The organism is Aureimonas ureilytica (assembly GCF_001475935.1).
Lineage (GTDB): Bacteria > Pseudomonadota > Alphaproteobacteria > Rhizobiales > Rhizobiaceae > Aureimonas > Aureimonas ureilytica_A.
The window spans coordinates 35041-56381 of the sequence record NZ_LDQA01000009.1 but is presented as its reverse complement, the minus strand read 5'-3'; the positions used below and the strand labels follow the sequence as shown (position 1 = coordinate 56381).

At 67.1% G+C, this 21341-nt stretch carries 15 protein-coding genes; 9 read left to right on the top strand and 6 right to left on the bottom strand.

All coding sequences use genetic code 11. The annotated features are described in order from the left end of the window. Nucleotides 1-12: 12 nt before the first annotated feature. Together NS365_RS03270 and NS365_RS03265 are read right to left on the bottom strand one after the other, a co-directional pair. On the bottom strand, nt 13-1611 hold the full coding sequence (locus NS365_RS03270) for an ABC transporter permease (protein ID WP_082684400.1): 1599 nt from the start codon (nt 1609-1611) through the stop codon (nt 13-15). A gap of 101 nt (nt 1612-1712) precedes the next feature. After that, a complete protein-coding gene (locus NS365_RS03265) occupies nt 1713-2696 on the bottom strand; it encodes an ABC transporter substrate-binding protein (protein ID WP_058598919.1) in 984 nt (327 codons plus the stop codon). A 401-nt stretch (nt 2697-3097) separates the two neighbouring features. On the opposite strand from NS365_RS03265, the gene ilvD reads away from it, so the two are divergent. Continuing rightward, a complete protein-coding gene (gene ilvD, locus NS365_RS03260; RefSeq protein WP_058598846.1) occupies nt 3098-4942 on the top strand; it encodes a dihydroxy-acid dehydratase in 1845 nt (614 codons plus the stop codon). A 105-nt stretch (nt 4943-5047) separates the two neighbouring features. Here the strand turns inward: ilvD and NS365_RS03255 are convergent, their stop codons facing one another. The 3 genes from NS365_RS03255 to htpG form a co-directional block, all read right to left on the bottom strand. After that, complete coding sequence (locus NS365_RS03255; protein ID WP_058598845.1) at nt 5048-5266, bottom strand: hypothetical protein; 219 nt, start codon at nt 5264-5266, stop codon at nt 5048-5050. A gap of 94 nt (nt 5267-5360) precedes the next feature. Next, nucleotides 5361-5528 (bottom strand): hypothetical protein, encoded by a 168-nt coding sequence (locus NS365_RS24375; protein ID WP_193753375.1) that lies wholly within the window; start codon nt 5526-5528, stop codon nt 5361-5363. Nucleotides 5529-5943: 415 nt separating this feature from the next. Continuing rightward, nucleotides 5944-7827 (bottom strand): molecular chaperone HtpG, encoded by a 1884-nt coding sequence (gene htpG / locus NS365_RS03250; RefSeq protein WP_058598844.1) that lies wholly within the window; start codon nt 7825-7827, stop codon nt 5944-5946. Between the two features lie 268 nt (nt 7828-8095). Between htpG and NS365_RS03245 the strand changes: the two genes are divergently transcribed. The 4 genes from NS365_RS03245 to NS365_RS03230 all read left to right on the top strand — a co-directional run bounded on the left by NS365_RS03245 (nt 8096) and on the right by NS365_RS03230 (nt 13200). Then, entirely contained in the window at nt 8096-9874 is a 1779-nt protein-coding gene (locus NS365_RS03245; protein WP_193753374.1) for a GGDEF domain-containing protein, read from the top strand. 553 nt (nt 9875-10427) lie between these two features. Continuing rightward, nucleotides 10428-11231 carry an ABC transporter ATP-binding protein gene (locus NS365_RS03240; protein ID WP_058598842.1) on the top strand — a complete coding sequence of 268 codons (804 nt, stop codon included), beginning with the start codon at nt 10428-10430 and terminating at the stop codon, nt 11229-11231. Between the two features lie 14 nt (nt 11232-11245). Next, a complete protein-coding gene (locus NS365_RS03235; protein ID WP_062223601.1) occupies nt 11246-12202 on the top strand; it encodes an ABC transporter substrate-binding protein in 957 nt (318 codons plus the stop codon). Continuing rightward, on the top strand, nt 12199-13200 hold the full coding sequence (locus tag NS365_RS03230; RefSeq protein WP_058598840.1) for a FecCD family ABC transporter permease: 1002 nt from the start codon (nt 12199-12201) through the stop codon (nt 13198-13200). Before NS365_RS03235 ends, NS365_RS03230 begins: the two co-directional genes overlap by 4 nt. Before the next feature lie 44 nt (nt 13201-13244). On the opposite strand, the gene NS365_RS03225 is transcribed toward NS365_RS03230, so the two are convergent. After that, on the bottom strand, nt 13245-14696 hold the full coding sequence (locus NS365_RS03225; protein ID WP_082684385.1) for a deoxyribodipyrimidine photo-lyase: 1452 nt from the start codon (nt 14694-14696) through the stop codon (nt 13245-13247). A 261-nt stretch (nt 14697-14957) separates the two neighbouring features. On the opposite strand from NS365_RS03225, the gene NS365_RS03220 reads away from it, so the two are divergent. The 4 genes from NS365_RS03220 to NS365_RS03205 all read left to right on the top strand — a co-directional run bounded on the left by NS365_RS03220 (nt 14958) and on the right by NS365_RS03205 (nt 21117). Next, entirely contained in the window at nt 14958-16907 is a 1950-nt protein-coding gene (locus NS365_RS03220; protein WP_058598839.1) for a sigma-54-dependent Fis family transcriptional regulator, read from the top strand. A 142-nt stretch (nt 16908-17049) separates the two neighbouring features. After that, nucleotides 17050-18123 carry a 2,3-butanediol dehydrogenase gene (locus NS365_RS03215; RefSeq protein ID WP_058598918.1) on the top strand — a complete coding sequence of 358 codons (1074 nt, stop codon included), beginning with the start codon at nt 17050-17052 and terminating at the stop codon, nt 18121-18123. Nucleotides 18124-18171: 48 nt separating this feature from the next. Continuing rightward, nucleotides 18172-20001: a flavin-containing monooxygenase gene (locus NS365_RS03210; RefSeq protein WP_058598917.1), complete on the top strand. Its 1830-nt coding sequence runs from the start codon at nt 18172-18174 to the stop codon at nt 19999-20001. 132 nt (nt 20002-20133) lie between these two features. Continuing rightward, entirely contained in the window at nt 20134-21117 is a 984-nt protein-coding gene (locus NS365_RS03205) for an asparaginase (RefSeq protein WP_058598838.1), read from the top strand. Nucleotides 21118-21341: the final 224 nt, after the last annotated feature.

Sequence of the window (21341 nt, the reverse complement as noted above, 5' to 3'; positions counted from 1 at the left end):
AAGAGCCGGCGCTCAATCGGTCCAGGGCAGCGCGCCCTTGGGCAGACGCGGGGCGAGCATCGAGCCGAGCGCCATGACGGCGAGGATCACCACCACGGTCACGCTGGCGAGCGCGGCGGCCAGCGGCGCGCGGCCGGCATCGTCCAGATTGAACACCGCGACGCCCAGCGTCTCGTTTCCGGCCGACCAGAGCAGCGCCGAAACGGTCAGCTCGTTGAAGGCCGTCATGAAGACGAGAATGGCCCCCGCCGCCGCCATGGGCGCGACGAGGGGCAGAACGATGGTGCGCAGGCGAAACAGGAAGCCTGCCCCGGTCATGCGCGCGGCCTCGTCCAGCGCGGGATCGAGCTGGCTGACGCCGGCCACCACCGGGCGCAGTTCCAGCACCAGAAAGCGCGCGAGATAGGCGAGGAAGATGATCCAGATCGTGTTGTAGAGGCTGAAGTTCAGAAGCGGCAAGGGCTTCAGAAACAGAAGGATCGCCGCGATGCCGAGCACGATGCCGGGCAGGGCATAGGGAATGTCGGCAGCCGCTGAGACGAGGCGCAGAAGCCGGCTTTTCCGCCAGACGAGAAGCACGCCGAGCGGGACGGTGAGGCAGGACAGAAGCAGCGCCGCGCCCAGCGACATCGCCGCAGAGTTGCGGAAGGCGCGGATCGTCATGTCCTGGCGCAGCAGCACTTCGGCATAGTTGCCGAGCGTCGCCGTGGCCGGGCCGAGCGGCACGCCGTAGGCCGTGACGAGGGAGGTCGCCAGCAGCCCGACGAGGGGCGCTGCGACCATCACCAGCATGAGGGCGACCACCAGCGCCTCCACCGCCCCGCGCCATCGGCCGAGGCGGAATGGCTCCAACGCCGCGCCCGAGCCGGACAGGCGATAGTCCCGCCCGCGCAGGGCCAGCCCTTGGAGTGCCAGCCCGCTGAAGGCGACGAGACCGACGATAACGGACAGAACCGCCGTTTCGCCGATGATCGCGGGGCCGAAGCCGGCAAGGCGCTGGTAGATCAGCGTCGGCAGGACGGTGTAGCCGGCGGGAATGCCGAGAAGCGCGGGAATGCCGAAATTGCCGACCGCCGAAACGAAGGCGATGGCAGCGCCCGCCACCAGCGGCGGCATCATGACCGGCAGGATGATCGTGGCGAGCACGCGGCCCCGGCCGGCCCCGCAGGCGCGCGCCGCCTCCACGAGATCGCGCGGCAGGGCGCGCAGGCCCGCGCGCAGCGACAGGAAGACCAGCGGCGCGTGCTGGACGCCGAGCAGCACCATGATGCCGCCCGCGCTGTAGAGCGGGTTGGGCGAGCCAAGCTCCGGGGCGAGACCCAGCGTGTTGAGAAGTGGGCTGGCCGGGCCGAACAGCTGCGCCCAGGCGAGCGCCGTCACCTGCGGCGGGATCATCGCCGGCAGAAGCGCGCAGAAGGTCAGCGCCTTGCGCCCGCGAATGTCCGTCAGCCCGACAAGAAGCGCCAGCGTCAGGCCGATCAGGACGGCGATCAGCGTGCCGACAGAGGCCGTCGCCAGCGTGTGGCCGGTGGCGATCCAGGTCGAGCGCGCTTTGAGCACGCCGAGCGCGGGGCCGAGATCCACCTGCCCACCGGGCAGAACGGCTTCCATCGCCAGCCGAACGAGCGGCAAGATTGACAGAAGGGCGACGATCAGGGCGAGCGCCCCGATCGTCCAGCGCTCAGTGGGCGTGGCTCTCAACGCGTCGTGCCTCAGCCGCCGAAGAGTTCGGAAAAGCGCTTCTTGTTCTCGGCCTCGTCGGCCAGCGCCTTGGCCGGGTCGAAGGGCAGGAGCTTGATCGTGTCGCGCGCGGGGAAGCCCGCCGGGCCTTCGATGCCGCTGCGCGCGGGCAGATAGCCTTGGCGAGCCGCCAGCTTCTGGCCGGCTTCGCTGAGCAGGAAGTTGACGAAGAGCTTGGCGCCGTCCGGGTTCTGGGCGGTCTTCAGGATGGCGACGGGCTCGGTCACCGCCGACACGCCTTCAGTCGGGAACACGAAGCTCACCGGCGCGCCCTTGGCCGCTTCCCGGATGGCGAGATAATCGACGATCACGCCGTAAGCCTTTTCGCCGCCGGCCACCGACTTCATCACCGCGCCATTGCCACCGCTGGCGCTCGTGCCCTCCTTGGCGAGCGTTTCCAGATAGGGCCAGCCGAACTCGGAATTCTGCGCCAGCGTCGCGACATGCACCAGCGCCGCGCCCGAGGTGAGCGGGCTCGGCATGGTGGTCTTGGCGGCGATCTCGGGCTTGAGCAGATCCTTCCAGGCGCGCGGCGCTTCGCCAGCCCGCATGTTGGCCACCAGGCCGGTGGTGATCAGCTTGGTGGAGAAATAGGTATGGTCCTTGTCTACCAGCGCGGCGTCGAAGCCCTTGGTGTCGGCCTCGGGGAAGGGCAGGAGCCGCCCGTCCCGCTTCAGGCCTTCCATGGTCACGCTGTCGGCGATCAGAAGCACGTCGGGCTGCGGCGCGCCGGCGGCGAACTCGGCCTGGAGCTTCGCCATCACCTTGGTCGTGCCCTCGCGCACCCATTCCACCGTGATGTCGGGATGCGCGGCTTTGAAGGCATCGACGGTCGCCTGCGCGTCCTCGTTCGGCTGGCTCGTGTAGAGCGTGAGCTTGCTCTCGGCCAAGGCGGGGCCGGCAAGAGCGAGGGCGGCAAGAGACAGGCTGGCGGCAAGGCCGAAGAGGCGTGACATGGACAAGTCCCCCATAGGTCGAATGCGCCCGGAAAGCGGGGGCAAACGGATCGTTTCGGCGGCCTTACGCAGCCCGCATGACATCAGCGTGAACCTCACGCGGGCGTGATCGACGCGCTGTGGGTCCATTCGAAGGCCAGAGATAGCACGCGGAAAGGCCATTGGGTCTGGCTGCATCCGATTACACACAGCATGGTCGGGGCGCTCGACCGCGCCGGCATGGGTTAAAGCGCGCTGCTCATGCTTGAAAGGGTTTGCCGAACCACCCGCGGTCCCGCGAAGGGCGCCGCCACGCGCCGGTCACCTTCAGCCGACAAGAAAAACATCGGACCACAGACAGTTGGAATGATTCAGGAATAGGTGTAATGGCGGGTACGCCCACCCGGGCACAGGAGGTTTTCATGCCCGCATATCGTTCCCGCACGACCACCCATGGCCGCAACATGGCCGGGGCCCGTGGCCTCTGGCGCGCCACGGGCATGAAGGATTCCGACTTCGGCAAGCCGATCATCGCCGTGGTCAATTCCTTCACGCAGTTCGTGCCGGGCCATGTGCATCTGAAGGACCTCGGCCAGCTCGTCGCCCGCGAGATCGAGGCGGCCGGCGGCGTCGCGAAGGAGTTCAACACGATCGCCGTCGATGACGGCATCGCGATGGGCCATGACGGCATGCTCTACTCGCTGCCCTCGCGCGAGCTGATCGCCGACTCGGTCGAATACATGGTCAACGCGCATTGCGCCGACGCCATGGTCTGCATCTCGAACTGCGACAAGATCACGCCGGGCATGTTGATGGCCGCCATGCGCCTCAACATCCCCGCCGTCTTCGTCTCGGGCGGTCCGATGGAAGCGGGCAAGGTCGTCTGGCCCGACATGACCGAGAAGAAGCTCGACCTCGTGGACGCGATGATCGCGGCCGCCGACGACCGCATCTCGGACGAGGACGTCAAGACCATCGAGCGCTCGGCCTGCCCGACCTGCGGCTCCTGCTCGGGCATGTTCACCGCCAATTCGATGAATTGCCTGACCGAAGCCCTCGGCCTGTCGCTGCCGGGCAATGGCTCGACGCTCGCCACCCATGCCGAGCGCAAGCGCCTCTTCGTCGAGGCCGGCCATCTCGTGGTCGATCTCGCGCGCCGCTATTACGAGCAGGACGACGCCTCGGTTCTGCCGCGCTCCATCGCGAGCTTTGCCGCCTTCGAGAACGCCATGACGCTCGACATCGCCATGGGCGGCTCGACCAACACGGTGCTGCATCTCTTGGCCGCCGCGCACGAGGCCGAGGTGGATTTCACCATGGCCGATATCGACCGCCTGTCGCGCCGCGTTCCCGTTCTCTGCAAGGTCGCGCCCTCGATCGCCAACGTCCATATGGAGGACGTCCATCGCGCCGGCGGTATCATGGGCATTCTGGGCGAACTCGATCGCGCCGGCCTTCTCGACACCTCGGTCGGCTCCGTCCATGCCGAAAATCTCGGCGCCGCGCTGGACCGCTGGGACATCAAGCGCACCGAAAGCCAGACCGTTCGCGACTTCTTCCGCGCCGCGCCCGGCGGCGTGCCGACGCAGGTCGCCTTCAGCCAGGATCGCCGTTTTGATACGGTGGACGACGACCGCGACGCCGGCGTCATCCGCAATCTGGAACACGCCTTCTCGCGCGACGGCGGCCTCGCGGTGCTTTATGGCAATCTCGCCGAGGACGGCTGCATCGTGAAGACGGCGGGCGTCGATGAATCGATCCTGAAATTCACCGGCCGCGCCCGCGTGTTCGAAAGCCAGGACGCCTCGGTGAAGGCGATCCTGTCCGGCCAGATCGAGCCGGGCGATGTCGTCCTGATCCGCTACGAGGGACCGCGTGGCGGGCCGGGCATGCAGGAAATGCTCTATCCCACGAGCTATCTGAAGTCGAAGGGCCTCGGCAAAGCCTGTGCGCTTGTCACCGATGGGCGCTTCTCGGGCGGCTCGTCGGGTCTGTCGATCGGCCACGTGTCGCCGGAAGCGGCGGAAGGCGGCTTGATCGCGCTCGCCGAGGAAGGCGACCGGATCGAGATCGACATTCCGAACCGCTCCATTCACCTCGCCGTGGACGACGCGGAACTCGCGCGCCGCCGCGCCGAGATGGAGGCCAAGGGCCGCGACGCCTGGAAGCCCGCCGAGATCCGCAAGCGCAAGGTGACGACCGCGCTCAAGGCCTATGCCTCGATGACCACCAGCGCGGCCAAGGGCGCGGTGCGCCAGCTCGACTAGCCCCTTGAAGCCGCGCCGACAGAGCGTGGCTTACCTTGAGATATGCGAAAGGGCCGGTCCGCCGCGAGTGGACCGGCCCTTTCGCATGACATAGGTCTGCGTCGATCAGGCGCTGACGCAGGCCCCTTGTTCGGTGGCATTGGCTTCGAGGGCCGCCGATGCGACCGCTGCGCTCGGCAGGGCTGCATCTGATCGACGAGGATGCACGAAGACACGCGTCACTTCGCGATAGGCCGCGATCTGATGGTGCCGGATGCCGCCCTCGGCCTGGTTGCGTTCCCAGACGGTGGACGGACGATGAACGATGCGAACAGTTCGTGACATGAGTTCCAAGGCTCCTTCTGAATCCCTAACCTCATGATGTCCTAACGAAAACGCCGCCCGATCGTTGCGATCCGAGACGGTGGCTGGCCACCGATTACAAGCTCTCGGTGTGACGTCGCGTCAGCTTGAGATCCGCCATGCGGTAGACCCTGCCGGCGCCATGCGAGCCGTTGATGTGCCGTTTTGTGTTGCGGATGTCGATGACGTCGCGATAGCCGCGCCTGTCGCTGAGGCCGTGCTCACCAATGTCGTGTACGGCCACTGAAAATCTGTTGGCGCCGCCGCGAAGCGAAAGCGGAGATCGCGGACGCGGACCTGCTCTTCGAATCGAACATCCCGCTGCGGATCGTATCATCCGCCCAGGCTGCGACGTATCGTGCGGGATGATGGACGGGCTTTCGCCTTGCGGTCCGGGGCGGTTGTGATCTCGGCGTCGAGAGGAGCATAAGCCCGGCCTATGGCGCGACGGTCGGTCAGGCTCGCCACGTGTTCAACTCGGCGCCGCGGAGAACCATTCAATCCGGTCTGGTGCATAAGACGCGCTGCCTCCTGCGTCGAAGCGGGCGCTCCCGTCCAACGGCATCTTGCGCAACGCGTACATGCTGAAACGGCGAGCGCATCGAAGCGCTCGCCGCTTATGGAGAGGCCGTTAGCCGGCTTCGTCTCTTTGATCCGCCTTAGCCCGCAGCGCGGGTCAGAACGCGGGCGAGACGGGCGGAGAAGCCGCGCGGGTCGAGGGGCGCTTCGCCGTCCGCGATGCGCGCCTCGTCGAACAGGAGATGGGCCGCGTCCTCGCGAAGGCTTGTCTCGCTTTCGCTGAGCCGGCTCAGTCGCTCCACCAGCTCGTGGCGCGGGTTGATCTCCAGGACGGGCTTCGACGGGGCGGGCGCGCGCCCGGCGCTCGCCAGAAGGCGCTCCAACTGCCGGTCCATCCCCGTGTCGGGCGCAACAAGGCAGACCGCGCTTTCGCGCAGGCGTTCGGACGCGCGCACATCCGACACGCTGTCGCCGAGCACCGTCTTGGCGAAGGCGATGAAGCCGCCGACCTCGTCGGACACATCGGCGCTGTCCGCCTCGCCCTCGGTCAGCTTGATCTTGCCGAGATCGGCAAGACCCTGCGTCACCGAGCGGAAGGGCTTGCCCTCGTATTCGATGCCGCCCGTGACCCAGAAACTATCGACATGATCGGGCAGGAGCAGAACGTCGATGCCGCGCGCCCGGAAGCCCTCCAGCTGCGGCGAGGCGAGAAGCCGGTCGAGATCGGTGCCGACCGCGTAGTAGATCGCGTCCTGACCTTCTTTCAGGTTGGCGACGTAATCCTTCAGCGAGCGCCATTCGCTCCCCGAACCCGTGGTCTTGAAGCGGGCGAGCGACAGCAGCGCCGCGCGGCGGCCGTAATCCTCGTAAAGGCCTTCCTTCAGCACCGGGCCGAATGTGTCCCAGATCTTCAAGTAGCGCTCGGGCTCCTTGTCGGCGAGCTTCTCCAGCTCCGACAGGACGCGGTTGGTGACGCCCTTTTTGATGGCGGCGAGCGCCGGGCTTTCCTGGATCATCTCGCGCGAGACGTTGAGCGGCAGGTCGGCCGAGTCCACGAGGCCGCGCACGAAGCGCAGATAGCGCGGCAGGATCTCCGCCTCGTCGGTGATGAAGACGCGCCGGACATAGAGCTTCAAGCGCCCGGCGCGGTCCGGGTCGAACAGGTCGAAGGGCTTCGATTCCGGCACGAAGGCGAGCACGGAATATTCGTGCAGGCCTTCGGCGCGGTAATGCAGCGTCAGCGCGGGCTCGTCGTATTGTCCAGCGAAGGAGCGGTAGAAGTCGGTGTAATCCTCCGGCTTCAATTCGGATTTGGGGCGCATCCAAAGCGCCGCGCCATCCGCGATCTGGCGCGGCTCGGCATCGGGCTTCTCCTTCAGCCAAATGGGCACCGGCACATGGCCGGACTGCGACTTGATCGTGGATTCGGCCGTGTAGGCGTCCGCGTAGGTCGCCGCGTCGTCTTTCAGATGCAGCGTGACGCGGGTGCCGCGCGCAGGCGCCTCCGCCACGTCCACCGGCTGGATCGTGTAGGTGCCGAGCCCGTCCGAGCGCCAGCGCCACGCCTGATCGGAGCCCGCGCGCCGCGTCACGACCTCCACCTCGTCCGCCACCATGAAGGCGGAATAGAAGCCGACCCCGAACTGGCCGATGAAATGGCTGCCTTCCGCCTCTTTCGAGCCGGCGACGCGCTCCATGAAGGCCTTGGTACCCGAGCGCGCGATCGTGCCGAGCGCCTCCGACAGGTCCGCCTCGCTCATGCCGATGCCATTGTCCTCGATGGTCAACTGCTTGGCCTCGGGGTCAAGCGTGACATCGATCCGGAACGGCGCTTCGCCCGGCATCAGGGAGGCGTCGCTCAGGGCCTCGAAGCGCAGCTTCTCGCAGGCATCGGCCGCATTGGAGATCAGTTCGCGAAAGAAGACGTCCTTGTCGGAATAGACCGAGTGCACCATGAGGTGCAGCAGCTTGGCGACATCGGCCTCGAACGGGCGGGTTTCGGGCGCAGCGGTTTCAACAGTCATGGTCGAGTTCCAATAGCCTCCGAATGGGGGGTCGTGGCGCGAGATGGCGGTACGGAGCGCGCTTTTCAAGCGGGGGCGCGGGGCGCGGCCCGCGTCGTCGCGCCGAAAGGCCTATGCTGCAGGGGCGGCGCGGGCTTCCCATTCTGGGGAAATGGCGCTCGGGCCCGCTTGGATTCAGGAAAATTTCAAGCCTGCTGTTGAAATTATCGAACGCTCTCTAGACCTCGAAGGTGGTATGCCGCTCGGCCCTTCCCGCAAGTCCGTATCGTTGAAGAGATGGCTTCGGCTGTCGCTGTCGGGCTTTGCGGCCAGTCTCATCCTGGCTATGGCTTGGGGCGTTTGGCCCCTTCTGCTGAAATTTCAGGAGGGCGAACGCAATCTCCATGCCATCAAAGCCTACCATCTGCTTCTGACGACCGCCAATCGCATCTCGGCCGAGCGCGGTCCATCCAACGTTGTCATGTCGATCGAACCGGGATCGGACGCCGCCGCAACCCGTCGACTGACCGAGTTTCGCGCCGTGACCGATCTGTCGCTGGACACTGCGCTCGGTATGGATCGGCAGTGGGCGAAGCCCTTCATCTTCCAAGCGATCGCCCAGACCATTTCAGACGCCCATGACGAACTGGTGGCCGCCCGTGCCGAGGTCGATCGAATCGCCGCCATGCCAGCCGGCAGCCGCTCGCGCGAGGGCGTGCGCCAGGCCGTGGATGGCATGATCGAGGTGGTGGACCATTACCAGGCCGCGCTCGACACGGGGGCGCAAGCCCTCGCGCTTCTGGGACCGATCGTGGCCGGTTCCACGATGGTGGCCCAAAGCGTCAGCGACCTGCGCGAGTTCGGCGGGCGCATCGCCTCCCATATCATTCCATCCGTCTCCCGCGGCGAAAGGCTGACGGAAGACGAGATCGAACGCTTCTATCGCACTGAGGGACGGCTTCTGGAGATCAATCGCCTGCTCGGTACGCAAAGGCTGTTTTCTGCCGATCCCGAGTTTCAGCCGCTGGCCCAGGACATCGGCCAGCAGTTCTTCGGGCAAGGGTTGGGACTTCTGCGCCGGATCGTGGCGGAAGGGAAGGCGGGGGCGTCCTATTCCATCGAACCGAGCCAGTTGACGGCGCTTTACGTGCCGCATCTCAAACCGCTCGAAGACATGCGCAATCTCTACCTGTCGCACATGATCGGCATGTTCGAGGAGCGCCGCGCGACGGCTTTGAGCCGCCTCGGCTTGACCCTTCTGGGTTCGCTCTTGTGCCTTGGCGCGGCATTCTGGTTCCTGGGTTCGGTTCGGCGCAAGATCCTGCTGCCGCTTCTGACCGCGCAGGAGGCGGTCGTCTCGCTGGCCGGCAATCGTTCGATCGAACGCATGAGCCTCGACAGTTCGATCAGCGAGATGCGCACGCTCTTTTCAGCCGTGTCCGTGCTGGCCACCAAGATCAACGAGCGTCGGCGGTTGATGGAGGATCTGCGCGTTCAGGCCGAAACGGATCGGCTGACGGAACTTGCCAACCGCCGGGGCTTCGACACCATGACGGAAGATGCGCTGCGCCATGGCAGGGCGGGGCATCTCGGGATCATGTATTTCGATCTCGATCACTTCAAGAGCGTCAACGACAAGCTGGGGCATCAAGCCGGCGACGCGCTTCTGGTCGAAGTGGCGAACCGGCTGCGTAGCCAGTGCGATGCCCGCGTGTGCCTGGCTCGCCTCGGCGGGGACGAGTTCGCCGCCCTCGTTCAAGGACTGGACGAGGGCGAGCAGCGCGGGCTCGCCAAGCGCATCGTCGGCCGACTGGCCGAAGCGTTCGAGATCGACGGCCATCGCACGCATATCGGCGTCAGCATCGGCATCGCCATCTGGCGCGATGCGCATCTCGATTTCGAAACGCTCTGTCGGCAGGCCGATATGGCGCTCTACGAGGCCAAGGCACAGGGGCGCAACGGGTTCCGCGTCTTCCATCCGCGCATGGAGATGGCCTTTCGCGAACGAGCGATCGAACAGGCGGCACGAATGGAGCACGAGCGTGGCGGCCTCGACGCCGCCGCGTGACGCTTGGCCCCGATCAGTGTCGAACAGGATTGCATCGGGTTCGTCGACACTCCCCGGACCTGCCCGAACGCGTCTCCCCGACCGGACGGCGAAAGGCGGCGCTCGACGTCGGCGTCCTCTTTCCGGCCCGTTGCCGAGCGTTTCCGCCGCTCTCGAACGAAGCCGTGATCGGGCCGCGCTTTGCGCCGCGCGGCCTCTGGGATAGAGCCTGCCGGGTGAGAGGCATCACTCGGCTTCGCTCATCCGACCCGGCTCTGCGCCGACCGACCCCCAGCGCCGAAAGGATCGGCTTCCCAGAGATTCTTTCGCGACCCCCCCTTATGGCTTCGATCCCGTTGATGCTGCGGTTCCCCCATGCGGCGTCCGTCTGCGTTGGGCAAGTTTCTCGCCGAAGGCGTGGTCTCCTCGCACCGAGCAGGGGCTTGCAATGTTATAATATAACATCGTAAAGCCCTTTTGCCGGTCGAGGTTCATTCCTCGCACCCAGCCTCACCCCCCTGTTCGTCCCTGACGCGCTCCCGTTCAGGCTCGAAAATCTGAAGTTCGCAGTGCCATGTCATCCAGCCCGCTCGCGCCCGGTCGCATCGATCTCGCCGGTATCGACTTCTGCGCGCGGGACGGGCGCGGCATCCTGCAAGGTCTCGATCTCGCGATCGAACCGGGCGAGCGGCTGGCCGTGGTCGGGCCCAACGGCGCGGGCAAGACCTCGCTTCTGCGCCTCGTCTTTGCGCGCCTTCAGCCGACGCGAGGCCGAGTTTCGATCGACGGGCGCGACCTCCAGGCGATCGCACCGCTCGAGCGGGCGCGTCGGATCGCGGTGGTCGGCCAGAGCGACCTACCGGACGGGAGGCTGACCCTCACCGACTATATCGGGCTCGGCCGCATCCCCCATCGTGCTCGCGCCACGGCGCGCGAGGATCGGGCGGCCGCGGGCGATGCCATGGCGCTGGTCGGCTTGTCCGGTCTCGAGAGCCGGCGGCTGGACAGCCTGTCGGGTGGCGAGCGCCAGCGCGCCGGCATCGCGCGGGCGATGGCCCAGCGCCCGTCGATCCTCGTTCTGGACGAGCCGACCAACCATCTCGACCCCCGCGCGCGGGCCGACATGCTGGCGCTGGCGCGCGGCCTCGGCATCACCGTGGTCGCCGTTCTGCACGATCTCGCGCTTGTCTCGCCCTTTGCCGATCGGGTTGCCGTTCTGAGCGCCGGGCGGCTCGTCGCCCATGGTCCTCCCATGCAGGCGCTGTCGGCCGAGACGGTGCGCGCCGTCTTCGCCATGGACTGCTTTCCCTTCACCAATCCCGCGACGGGCCGGTCGCTCCTCGTGTTCGACACCCCGCCCGACGCTTCCTCACGATAGGACGACGCATGAAGATTTCCGCCCTTCTGACCGGCCTTGCCGCCGCGCTCGCCGCCACCTCTGCCTACGCCTTTCCTGTGAGCGTCGAGAATTGCGGGCGCACGCTGACATTCGACAAGGCGCCGACGCGCGCCGTCGTCCACGATCTCAACATGAGCGAGATGGCCTTCGCCCTGGGTCTCCAGCCCAATATGGCTGGCGTCACCGGCGTTTCGGGCTGGTACAAGACGACGCCGGCCTTCGACGCCGCCAAGGGCTCGATCCCCGAACTCGCGCCCAAATATCCGACGATGGAGACCCTTCTGGCGGCCCAGGCCGATTTCTTCTTCGCGGGCTGGTACTACGGCATGAAACCCGGCGGGGAGGTGACGCCCGACACGCTGAGCGCCAAGGGCATTCCGACCTATGTCCTGACCGAAAGCTGCGCGCAGGTGGACAAGGCCCGGCCCCGTGCCTCGATGGACCTTCTCTACACCGACGAACTCGCCCTCGGTACGATCTTCGGCAAGGATGCCAAGGCGAAGGAACTCGTTGACGGCTGGGAAGCGCGCATCAGTAAGGTGAAGGAGGCTGTGAAGGGCGAAGCGCCGGTCTCGGTCTTCCTTTACGATTCCGGCGAGGACAAGCCGTTCACGGCGGGCAAGTTCGCCATGCCGACCGCGCTGATCGAGGCGGCGGGCGGCACCAATATTCTCGGCGATCTCGACATGAGCTGGGGCACGACCTCCTGGGAGGATGTCGCCGTCAAGAATCCGCAATTCCTGATCCTTCTCGATTACCAGGACGGCGCGGGCTACCGAAAGCTTTTGGACTTCCTCAAGGCTCATCCGGCGATGAAGGAAACCGACGCGGTGAAGAACGAGCGCTTCCTGCCGCTGCGCTACGAGCAGATCACGCCGGGTCCCGCCAATATCGACGCGGTGGAGGCGCTGGCCAAGGCGCTGCATCCCGCGCGCTTCCCCGCGAAATGACGCGCCGGGTCATCGGCCTCTGGAGCGTCGGAACGGCGCTCCTCCTCGCCCTGGCGCTCGCCGGCATCGCCTATGGCTCGACGCCGCTGCCGATCGCGCAGGTCGCGCACGCGCTGGCCGGCGCAGTCGGGCTCGGGCCCGAGGCGTCGGGGCCGGTGGCGCGCATCGTTCTCGACCTGCGCCTGCCGCGCGTGCTTCTGGCGATCTGTGTTGGCGCGGGATTGGCGGTGGTCGGGGCGCTGCTTCAGACCACGACCCGCAACGATCTGGCCGACCCGTTCCTGTTCGGCCTGTCGTCGGGGGCGGCAGCTGGCGCGGTCTCGGTCATCACCCTGTTCGGGGATCGGCTCGGCGTCTGGACGCTGCCGGTCGCCGCCTTTGCCGGCGCGCTTCTCTCGGCCGCCGCGGTTCTAGCGCTTCTGGCGCGCGAGGGCGGCAAGGCGCCCGAGCGGCTGGTGATCGCGGGCCTTGCCGTCTCCTTCCTCTTCGGCGCGCTCACCACCTGGCTCGTCTTTGCCGGAGACCAGCGCGCGGCCTATTCCGTTCTGTTCTGGACGGCGGGCGGCCTGGGGCTCGCAAGCTGGAGCAATCTGCCGCTGGGGTTTTTCGGCGCCGCGCTGGCGCTCGGAACCGGCTTGGCCTGCCGCAACCGACTGGACGCGCTTCTGGCCGGCGAGGAAACGGCCCATTCGCTCGGGATCGATGTGGCGCGCCTGCGCCTCACCATCTTCGCGCTTTCGGCGCTCTCCACCGCCGCGCTGGTCGCCCTATCCGGCGTCATCGGCTTCGTCGGGCTGATGGTGCCCCATCTCGCTCGCGCCTTGGTGGGCCTGCGCCATACCTGCCTGATTACGACCTCCGCGCTGATCGGTGCCATCCTGCTTCTGGCGAGCGATCTCGCCAGCCGCGTCGTTCTCGCGCCGCAGGAATTGCCGGTCGGCATCGTCACCTCGGCGCTGGGTGCGGCGTTCGTACTGGTTCTTGTCCTAAGACGATAGGCGGGTCGCCTTTTGTTTCACGTGAAACGCGCCGGTGGCTCCTTTCAGACAGCCTTGGCTTTCGTTCGCTTCGGCTTGGGCGGCGTCTTTGGCTTGCTTGCCGCGTCGGCCCGCTCCGCCGCGCATAATTCTTCGACCGTGCGCTCATAGGCCGTGGCGTCGATCTTGCGGATCGAGTTCTCGCTTTGATAGCGCACCGTTCCGAAGATCGGTCGCCGTGCCCATGGCCGGTCGTGCAGCCCATAGACCCAGGCGACATTGGTGAAGGAATTGGCGTCGCGCCCGTCGAGGAAGTAGCGGTTGTTGAGGCGCAGCGTGCGCTGGAAGCCCTCCTCCGGCGTCTTCGACCATTCGAGGATCTTCTTGCCCCAGTACATGCGCAGGTGATTGTGCATAAAGCCGGTCTCGCGCATCTCGGCCATCGCGACGTTCCAGGCATGGTCGTGCGTGCGCCCCTCCGCCAGCTCGTCGTCGCTGTAGAGATGGGGCCTGATGTCGCCGCTCTTTTCCTCCAGCGTCTGGCGCGCCCAGGCGGGCACCGCGCTCTCGTAGCGGTCGTAATGCTCGGTGTGGTGGACGTGGTTCATCGCCAGTTCGCGCCGCACCACGATCTCCTCGAGATAGGCGTCTTTGTCCTCGGCGCTGCCGGTCTTGGCGGCCCGCACGGCGAGCGCGATCTCGACCGGCGAAATCTGGCCGAAATGGAGATAGGGACTCATATGCGAGGCCGCGCCCGCTTCCGGCTTGCCGCGCTCGGCTCCATAGCGCGCGAACGGGCCGTCGAGATAGGCCTTGAGCCGCCGCCGCGCCTCGCTCTCGCCGCCGCGAAAGCGCTTCACCGGCGGCACGGAACGGTCGAGGCTCATGCCGGCCAGAACCTGCTCGGGGTCCGAGATGTCGATGGCGTGGGCGAAGCTCAAGCCCTCGGCGGAGTGCTTCACCTTGTGATGCGGCAGGGGGTTCACGAACTCGTCCAGCTGCTTGCGGATTTTGGGGCGCAGGGTGCGCGCGGCGTGCTCGTGCTTGGTGGAGGCTTGATCCACAGGCACGACGACATCGCCCTCCACTTGCACCACGCGGGTCTTCGCGCCCTTTACGATCTCGGCGTACCACTGTTTTTGGATCGCGAGATAACCCCGGTCGAGCACGAGAAGCGCGGCCTTGCGCGAGAGGTCCAGCGCGATCTCGGCAGGCGAGGCCTTGCGCAGGACGAAGCCGATGCCGCGCTCCGCAAGGCCCTTCGCTGCGTCAGCCAGCCCTTCCAGAAGAAAGGCGTAATGGCGCGCATTGGCCTCGGGAAATCCGTTGGACCCGTCCAGTAGGCCGAAGCAGGCGACAACCGGCAGGCCGAGCCGGTTCGCCTCCTCGATGGCGAGTTCCAGCGCCGGGTTGAAGCGCGAGCGGTTCGCCTGTTGCAGGAGATAGAGGACATAGCGCCCCGCCGCGTTCGGCTCGGCTTCGTTGAGAACGCGAATGCGCGCCGGCTCGATCGTCATGGGCAGGAGTCTCGCTGAATCAGGGCCTCGCGCTCTTTGTAGGGCGGCTCGGGACCGGCGGCAGGCCTCGCGGCGACCTGTCGCTTTCCAAGGCCCATCGCGTTCGCCGCCCGCCTCTTGGCGCTGGCCCGGTCCCGTGCCAGACTGCCGGGCAAAACGGGAGGACGGCGTATCGGCACTTGGGGCGGGATCGTCGCGGGAGGCCCTTGGCGGGCGGCCGGCGGTCCTGTCCCGGGCGCGACCGGCGCCGCGTTCGAGCCAATGGCAGCTGCGGCCGCGCATCAGCATATCCACGAGATCGAGACCGTCGCGCTCGGCGCGGCCTCGCGGCGGGACGAGGTGGTCAGCCATTCCTGGCGCCGCTGCATCGAGACCTATCGTCTCGACCCCTCGCGCGCCTGCGAGGCCTATATCCTGCCCGAGCCGCGCCTGCGCGAGCATCGACAGCGCTCCGAAGACCTGATCCGCACCGCTCGTTTCGGTCTTGAAACGTTGCACGGGCAGATGGCGGGGCAGGGCTATGTCCTGCTCCTGGCCGATGCGCTGGGCGTCACGGTGGATTTCATCGGCGATCCGACCTTCGACAACCAGCTGCGCCGCGCCGGCCTTTATCTCGGCTCGGAATGGTCGGAGCCGAGGGCGGGCACCTGCGCGGTCGGCTCCTGCCTCGCGACCGGCGAAGCGCTCTGCATCCATCAGAGCGACCATTTCGACCTGACGCACACGCCGCTGACCTGTTCGGCCGCGCCGATCTACGACACGGACGGGACGCTGGCCGCCGTTCTCGACATTTCGGCCCTGCGCTCGCCGGAAGCCAAGATCAGCCAGAACCTCGTCCTGCATCTCGTTTCCGCCACCGCGCGGCGCATCGAACTGGCCAATCTCATGGCGAGCGCGCGGGGCGAATGGGTGATCCGTTTCAGCCGCTCGCCCGAATTCCTCGACGTCGATCCCGACGGCGCGGTCTCGCTCGACGCCTCGGGCCGCGTGGCGGGGCTGACCCATGCCGCGCAGAAGCTTCTGGCCGGCGCGGTCGGGGCCGACTGGCGCGACCCCGGCGCCGTGCTCGGCCGTCCGATCGGCGACTTCCTCCAACTTGGCCTCGACGACCTGCCCGACCTCACGCGCGACCGGCCGAGCGAAAGCCGGCTTCTGGCGGGGCGGGACGGAAACCGCGTCTTCGCCCATGCCATCGCGCCGCCGCGCGCCTCGCCCCGCGCCTTGAAGCCCATGCCCAGCGCGCTGCCCCCGGCGCTGGCGGACCTCAGCGGCGGCGACCCGGCGATGGATACGCTCTTGGCCAAGGCCGCGCGGCTCGCCCGCGCGCCGCTTTCCATCCTGCTCCAAGGCGAGACGGGAACCGGCAAGGAGGTGCTCGCCCGCGCCATCCATCGCAGCCGAGGCGACGCCAAGCCCTTTGTCGCCTTGAATTGCGCGGCCCTGCCCGAAAGCCTGATCGAGGCGGAGCTGTTCGGCCACGCGCCCTCCGCCTTTACCGGGGCCAGCGCCAAGGGGCGGGCGGGTCTGATCGAGGCGGCCAATGGCGGCACCTTGTTTCTGGATGAGATCGGCGACATGCCGCTGTCGCTTCAGTCCCGCCTGCTGCGCGTTCTCGCCGAGCGCGAGATCGTGCCGGTCGGCGCACTCAAGCCGATCCGGCTGGACCTCAGCGTCATCTCCGCCTCGCATCGCGACCTCGGCGCGCTGGTGCGGCAGGGCGCGTTCCGCGAGGACCTGTTCTATCGCCTGAACGCCGCCACCCTGCGCCTGCCGCCGCTGCGCGAGCGGGAGGACCTGAACTGGCTGATCGAGCGGCTGGGCGGCGGCGCGAAGCTCGACCCCGCCGCGCGGGCCGCGCTCCTGCGCCATTCCTGGCCGGGTAATGTGCGCGAGTTGCGCAACGCCTTGGAACTCGGCGCGGCGCTGGCCGAGGGCGGCACGATCCGTCTCGCCGATCTTCCGGAAGCCTTGAGCGAGGCTCCGGCCGGGCCGGGGCCGCAGACTTGGCCCGCGCCGGAACCCGCGCTCACGCCAGAGCCCGCGCTCACGCCAGAGCCGCCCGAGCCGAGCGGGCGGGACGAGGCCGAGACGCTGCGCGCGCTTCTTCTCGCCTGCCGCTGGAATGTCTCGGAAGCGGCGCGCCGGCTCGGCTGCGACCGCACGACCGTGCATCGCCGGATGCGCCGGCTCGGCCTCGCGCAGCCGCAATAGCCCCGGTGCGCCACACCTGCGGCATCCGCCACAGGCTGCGGCGCACCGCACACGCCCGCCGCGCGGCCAAGGCCCGGCGCACCGGGCTTTCGCCACTTGGCATCGCGCTTGCAATCCCTGCGGCGGGAGGAACGCCATGACCATGCAAGCCCTAATTTTTCATGCCGCCAAGGATCTGCGCGTCGAGGAGATCGAGAAGCCGGGCCGGCCCGGCCCCGGCCAGGTCCGCATCCGCAACACGCGCGTCGGCATCTGCGGCACCGATCTGCACGAATATGCCTATGGCCCGATCTTCGTTCCCAAGGAGCCCCATCCCTTCACCGGCGTTTCGGGCACCCAGATCCTCGGCCACGAGTTCGGCGGCACCGTCACCGAGATCGGCGAGGGCGTGACCAGGGTGAAAGTGGGCGACCGCGTGTCCGTCCAACCGCTGATCATGCCGCGCGACAACGAATATTACGCCGATCGCGGCCTGTTCTTCCTATCGGAGAAGCTGGCGCTGGCCGGCCTCTCCTGGCCTTGGGGTGGCATGGCCGAAGCCTCGATCCTCAACGACTACAATGTCTATCCCATTCCCAATGCCATGAGCGAGGAGGAGGCGGCGCTGGTGGAGCCGACCGCCGTCGCCGTCTACGCCTGCGACCGGGGCGGCGTGCGCGCCGGCTCCAGCGTTCTCGTCACCGGCGCTGGGCCGATCGGCCTTCTCACCGTGCTCGCCGCCCGCGCGGCCGGGGCGACGCGGGTGTTCCTGTCGGACCCCAATGCCAAGCGGCTGGATCTGGCCCGCACCATCGACCCCGATCTCGTGACCATCGACCCGACCAAAGAGAGCGTCGCGGAGCGTGTGCGCGCGGGGACGGACGGCGGCGTCGGCGTCGATGTGGCGATCGAGGCGGTCGGCAACGAGCGGGCACTCGGCAATTGCGTGGAGGCCGTGCGCCGGCAGGGCGTCGTGGTGCAGGTCGGCCTGCACCCCGGCCCGTCCAAGCTCGACTGGTTCTCCGTCACCTGTAAGGATATCGATGTCCGTGGATCGTGGGCCTATCCGACAACATCCTGGCCGCGCGTCATCGATCTGATCGCGACGGGACGTCTGCCGGCCTCGAAGGTCGTCACCAAGCGCATCCAGCTGAAGGACGCCGTGCGCGAAGGCTTCGACGCCTTGCTCGACCCAGCCGGAACGCAGTTGAAGATCATGATCGATCTCACAAAGTAAGCCGGCTTATCTTTTCTTGATTGGTTCGTTTTGGGAGGAATGACCGATATGAGCGAAACTCTGGAACGCCCCGTCGCGGAGCGCGCCGCCAAGGCTCCAGCCCGCCAGAAGGCGGAAGACTGGTTCTCTCGCTTCGAAGCCGCGCTCGCCGCCAAGGACGCACAAGCCGCCGCCGCACTGTTCGCGACCGAAAGCTATTGGCGCGACCTCGTGTCCTTCACCTGGAACCTCAAGACAGTGGAGGGGCCGGAGGGCGTGCGGGAGATGCTGGAGGCGCAGCTGCCGCATATTGCGGCTTCGAACTTTCAGCTGGACGAGGAGCCGAGCGAGGACGGAGGCGTCGTCACCGCCTGGTTCAGCTTCGAGACGGATCAGGGCCGGGGGCGGGGCCTCCTGCGCCTCAAAGACGGCAAGGCCTGGACTTTTCTGACGACGCTGCATGAGCTGAAAGGCTTCGAGGAGCCGATGAACGAGCGGCGTCCGAAAGGCGCCGAACACGGCGTCCATGCCGACCGCCAGACCTGGGCGGAGCGGCGCGAGGCGGAGGCGCGCAATCTCGGCTATAGCGAGCAGCCCTATGTTCTGGTGATCGGCGGCGGGCAGGGCGGCATCGCGCTCTCGGCGCGGCTGCGCCAGCTGGGCGTGCCAACCATCGTGATCGACCGGCACGAGCGGCCCGGCGACCAATGGCGCAAGCGCTACAAGTCGCTCTGCCTGCACGATCCCGTCTGGTACGACCATCTGCCCTATATCGACTTCCCCAAGAACTGGCCGGTCTTCGCCCCCAAGGACAAGATCGGCGACTGGCTGGAAATGTATGCCAAGGTGATGGAGCTCAACTATTGGGGCTCCACCACGGCCAAATCCGCCCGCTACGACGAGGCCAAGGGCGAGTGGACCGTCGTCGTGGACCGCAATGGCGAGGAGGTGACGCTGCGCCCCAAGCAGCTGGTGCTCGCCACCGGCATGTCGGGCAAGGCGAACTGGCCGAGCTTTCCGGGCATGGACCGCTTCCGGGGCGAGCAGCAGCATTCCTCCGATCATCCTGGCCCGGACGCCTACAAGGACAAGCGCGTCGTCGTCATCGGCTCCAACAATTCCGCCCATGACATCTGCGCCGCCCTGGCGGAGGTCGGGGCCGATGTCACCATGGTCCAGCGCTCGACCACCCATATCGTGCGCTCGGAATCGCTGATGGAGCACGGGCTCGGCGATCTCTACTCGGAGCGGGCGCTCGCCAATGGCGTAACGACGCAGAAGGCCGACCTGATCTTCGCCTCGCTGCCCTACCGGATCATGCACGAGTTCCAGATCCCGATTTACCAAAAGATCGCCGAGGTGGACGCGGACTTCTATCGCGACCTCGAAAAGGCGGGCTTCCGGCTGGACTGGGGCGCGGACGGGTCCGGCCTCTTCATGAAATATCTGCGCCGGGGCTCGGGCTATTACATCGATGTCGGCGCCAGCCAGATGATCATCGACGGGCGCATCAAGCTGAAGGCCGGCCAGGTGGATGAGATCACCGAGACCGGGGTGAAGCTCGACGACGGCACCGAACTGCCCGCCGACTTGATCGTCTATGCCACGGGCTATGGCTCGATGAACGGCTGGGCCGCCGATCTCATCAGCCAAGAGGTGGCCGACAAGGTCGGCAAGGTCTGGGGCCTCGGCTCCGACACGCCGAAGGACCCCGGCCCCTGGGAGGGCGAGCAGCGCAACATGTGGAAGCCGACGCAGCAGGAGGCGCTCTGGTTCCACGGCGGCAATCTCCACCAGTCCCGCCATTACTCGCTGTATCTGGCCTTGCAGCTGAAGGCGCGGATGGAAGGGCTGGAGACGCCCGTCTATGGGCTTCAGGAGGTTCATCACCTGAAATAAGCCGGCAAAGCGGGAGCGAAGAGAGCGGCAATCCCGTTTTCTTCGCCTCATCGAACACGCGCGCCGCGCATGGACGCGGCGGGCGTTTGCTCCTATCCCTCACGCTGCTTCGACAGGGCGAAAGGGCAGGGCATGGCGCGCATCCAACTCATCACTACCGGCGGCACCATCGCTTCGCGGCCGGGCGGCGCGCGGGCCGATGTCGTGGCCGAGATGACGGGCGCGGACCTTCGCGCCAGCCTTCACGATCCGCTGGAAGGGATCGATCTGGCGGTGGACGATTTCTGCCGTGTCGGATCGTCCGCCATCGACCTGCCGCTCGCCCTCTCGCTCACGCGGCGTATTGCTGAGCATGTGGCGCGGCCCGATTGCGACGGCGTCGTCGTCACCCATGGCACGGATACGATGGAGGAAAGCGCCTTTCTGGCCGATCTCCTCGTGCCCGGCGACAAGCCCGTGGTCTTCACCGGCGCACAGAAGAGCGCCGACGCGCCCGATACGGACGGCCCGCGCAACATCGCCAATGCCGTGCGCCTCGCGGCCGCGCCACAAGCGCGGGGGCTCGGCGCGATGATCTGCTTCGACGACGAGTTCCACGCCGCGCGCGATGTCACGAAGACCCACACTTCCCGCACCGACACGTTCCGCTCCGGCGAGCACGGCAAGCTCGGCGAGGTGGACGGAACGGACGTGATCGTCCACCGCCGCCCCTTGATCCGCCGCACGTATGCCATGCCCGCACGGCTCGAAAGCGAGGTCGATCTGGTGAAGCTCGGGCTCGGCACGAGCGACCGGCTGCTCCGCGCGCTGGTGGCCGGCGGCACGAAGGCCCTCGTCATCGAAGGCTTCGGGCGCGGCAATTGCAGGCCCGTCGTGACGGAGGCGATCGGCGAGATCGTGCAGGGCGGCGTGCCCGTCATCATGTGCTCGCGCTGCCCGGAAGGGCGCGTGAAGCCGATCTACGGCAATGGCGCGGGCAAGGACGTGGCGCGCAATGGCGGGATCTTCGCCGGCGACTTGGCCGGCGTCAAAGCGCGCATTCTGGCCGCCGTACTGCTAGGCCTTGGCGAAGGGCCGGAGCGGCTGCGCGCGGACGTGCAGTTCTTCGGCGGGTGAGACCGCTGTCGGAGCCGGCAGGCGACGGCTATCATGCCGTCTCTTGGCATGAAAGTCGGAGGGGCGAACTCCTTCGATCATGAGCTGGTCGGCGCTTCGCCCTCTGCCGCCGATCTCGGATCGCCTCCGCAGCCCATCTCGTGAGGAAGGCTTCGAGCGTCTCACAGAATCTCGCGGGGTCGGTCTGTCGGTGGTTCGGCTCCATGGCGTCGTTGCCGATGCTT